Below are 3,177 nucleotides of genomic sequence, written 5' to 3'. Positions count from 1 at the left end.
AGCGTCCGTAGCGAGCCGAGTGGGGAATCGAGGCCAAATTTTCACGGTTTTGAGGATCATAGTGGTGGCTATGTGACGAAAAACCGGGGAAATTTGGACCGATTACCCGCCGGCGCACGACTGCATGGATGCAGGAGGTAGAGCAATGCAGGAGCAATTGCCGAGTAGGACGATCTCAAGTCCGACAGACTCCTAGGCCAGTATGCGTCCGCCCCACCGCTTCCCCCTTCAATCAAGCAATAGTCCCTTTGTGAATCCCCCTCACCCCGGCTTCACCCCCGCCCCCACCGCCTTGGCCACCGCCGCCCCCCGGTTGTTCACCTCCAGCTTGGTGTAAATGTTTTGCACGTGGCTGGAGGTGGTGGCCGGTGAAATATTCAGGCGGCGGGCGATCTCCTTGACCGTTTCGCCCCGAACCAGCCCTTGCAGCACCTCCCGCTCCCGTTCGCTCAAACCGGGCAAGGGGGCAGGGGTTGGCTGGGGGGCGGCAGGTGCCTGGGTGAACTGAGCCATGATGCGCCGGGCGATGCTGGGGGCCATGGGCAGCACCCCCTCCTGCATGCCCCGCAGTTGCGCCGCCGTTTGCCCCCAGGGTTGCCCTTTGAGCAAATACCCCATCGCCCCGGCGCTTAAGGCTTGAAACAAATGGTCGTCGTCGTCGAACAGGGTCATGACGGTAACAAACACATGGGGGGTACGATCCCGGATGGTGCGCACCAAATCGACCCCAGAGCCGTCGGGCAAACCCAGGTCGACCACCGCCATGTCCAGGGGGTGGGCACATAACGCTGCCACCCCTTGCGCCACACTGCCCGCCTGAACGATGTGAATACCTGGGAATACCTCCCGCAGCATCTCCTCGATCCACATTCGGCTCTCTTCCCGGTCTTCCACCACCAAACACCGCTTCATGCGCTCCTCCATTCATCAAGCCAACCCAACTCCAAGAATCAACCCGGCATTGCCCCCGGCAAAGCCACCTTGACCACCACCCGGCACCCCCCCTCGGGGGAGGTTTGCCATTCCACACCGCCCCCCAATTCGGTGGCCCGCTGCTCCATATTGAGCCGCCCATGGCCGCAGCGCCCCTGGGCGCCGTTGCCCCCTGCCAAACCGCAGCCATCGTCCGTTACTTGGAACAACAGACTGCCATCATCCATGCCCAAATCCACCCACAGATTGGCGGGGTGGCCATGGCGCAAAGCGTTGGAGACCGCCTCGCGCACAATACGGCACAGATTCAACGCCTGGTGGGGCGAAAGAAACACCCCCTCCAGCCGCTGATCTTGCCGCCAGGTCAGCGCCACCCCAGCCGCTTCACACCGTTCGACCACCTCGGCCCGCCACCCCCCCGCCACCTCAGCCAGGGGGGCCGCCTGGGTGTGCAGGGTGCTGGTTACCGCACGCAAGGTGCGGATGGTTTGTTCGATCCGTTCGGCATGTTCGGTATGGCGCAACCGGTGTTGCAGGGTGGCCAGCTCCGCTCCCACATCGTCGTGCAGGTCGCGCACAATACGCCCCCGCTCGGCTCTGGCCCCCTCCTCCCGTGCTTGCCATACCTGGGCCGCCTGCCGCCCCAACCCCACCAACACCCCGGCCAAATCGACATCCTGGCGGCTGTACAACCGGTGCCCCCCGTGGGGCAACCCCAGCTTAAGTCCCCCGGCGCCATCCAGGGCGGGCACCAGCAGAGTGGTACCGTCGCTGGCCAGGGTCACCTGGGGGACCACCTCGGCCATCGGTTCTAAAACTACCGGCTCAAAGGCCCGCCGCCACACCCCCTCCCAGCGCTCCGCCAGGGGGGCCCCCGTGGAGGCAAAAATGCTGTCGATCAAACCGGGCAACACCCGCTGCGTGGCCTGGTCGGGGCGATCCCCCAACAACCGCCCCCACCAATGTTGCCGCAGGGGGAACCACAACCATCCGGCAATCAACAACGCCAACGCCAACGAAGTGGTGGCCGACAGGTTCAACCACGCCGCCAGCGCCAAATCGCCCACCACCACCAACACCCCCCCCGCCACCCACAACCAGGTGTTCAGCCACCAGCGTTCAACCTCGAACAAACGGTAGCGGTGAATCCCCAGCACAAAACCGACGTACATCAGGGCTATGGGGAGCATGGCGTAAGTCACCCCCGTCCCGCTCCCCATGCCGGTCCACTTGGGAACAAAGGCCATGATGACGGCGGTTACGGTGGCCAAAACCATACTGAGCAACAGCCACTTCACCATGGCCCGGCGCAGCGGATCGCGCCGGGAACGGCGCCATTGCAGGGTGGCTGCCACCGCCAGAGCCAGGCAAAACCCCAGGATGAAGAGCTGGTTCACCCACGCGATGTTATCGACCCCCTGCGCCATAAAAGGGGAAAAGTGCAGGGTAAACAGGGGAATAGGGGCATAGCTCCAATGGAGGGGGACCAGCCGCCCCGGGTAAACCAAAACCAGGGCAATCATCCCCCCCCCGAGCACCCCCGTACCCAGCCAATTCAGTAGCAACATCCAACCAAACGGGGTGTAAGCAGGCACCGAAGAATGGATGTATCCAGCCACAATCAGCGCAAACCCCACCCCTATCGCCACCAACAGGGTACGGATCTGGGGGGCGACGCCGGGCGACAACAACACTCCGGCACTGACCCCCCACACCAGCACACACATGGCGGCGCCAAACCAGACCTCGAAGGGGATATGGCGCCACCCCACCACGGTGGTGGCCCAATGTTCTTGCCGCCCATCTTCAAATACCACGGCAATGGTTTGACCGCGCAGCAGGGTGTCGACCGCCTCTTTGTCCGCCACCAAATGGTTCCAGGCGCTGCGAGTGTGAACATCGGCCTCCTCCGTCACCAGCATGGCCGGGGTCACCGTCAACCGGGTGCCTTGCGCACCCACCAGGGCCACGATCTGCTCCCCCACCTGCACATGCCCCGCTGCCGGACTGTCCCCAGGCACCCCCACCACCGGCCACCCCTGCACCGCCGGATCCCGCTCCACCTCCACCCCCAGCCAAGGGTGATTGGCCACCTGGATCAGCACGGCGGCTTGCACCAGCACCCCCACCAGCAGGGCCAGCAGCATCTTATGCACCACATTGCCCCAAACCATCCCCATGTTCCCCCCCCGGAACCCCATGTAACGAATGCCTCACCCTCTATTTATAGGGGGACGATCCCCT

At 63.9% G+C, this 3,177-nt stretch carries 2 protein-coding genes; both read right to left on the bottom strand.

From position 1 onward, the window contains the following. Positions 1 to 261 precede the first annotated feature (261 nt). Positions 262 to 912 (bottom strand): hypothetical protein, encoded by a 651-nt coding sequence (locus AUJ55_08530; GenBank protein ID OIO56427.1) that lies wholly within the window; start codon positions 910 to 912, stop codon positions 262 to 264. 38 nt (positions 913 to 950) lie between these two features. Continuing rightward, complete coding sequence (locus tag AUJ55_08525) at positions 951 to 3,134, bottom strand: hypothetical protein (GenBank protein ID OIO56426.1); 2,184 nt, start codon at positions 3,132 to 3,134, stop codon at positions 951 to 953. Positions 3,135 to 3,177: the final 43 nt, after the last annotated feature.

This window comes from Proteobacteria bacterium CG1_02_64_396 (assembly GCA_001872725.1).
GTDB lineage: Bacteria > Pseudomonadota > MNWR01 > CG1-02-64-396 > CG1-02-64-396 > CG1-02-64-396.
Note: the sequence above shows the minus strand (reverse complement) of the source record. Positions and strands in the feature narration are given on the sequence as shown.

Excerpts from the sequence above, each read along its gene's own strand:
- AUJ55_08530 (OIO56427.1), bottom strand. The coding sequence starts at position 912 with ATGAAGCGGTGTTTGGTGGTGGAAGACCGGGAAGAGAGCCGAATGTGG.
- AUJ55_08525 (OIO56426.1), bottom strand. The coding sequence starts at position 3,134 with ATGGGGTTCCGGGGGGGGAACATGGGGATGGTTTGGGGCAATGTGGTG.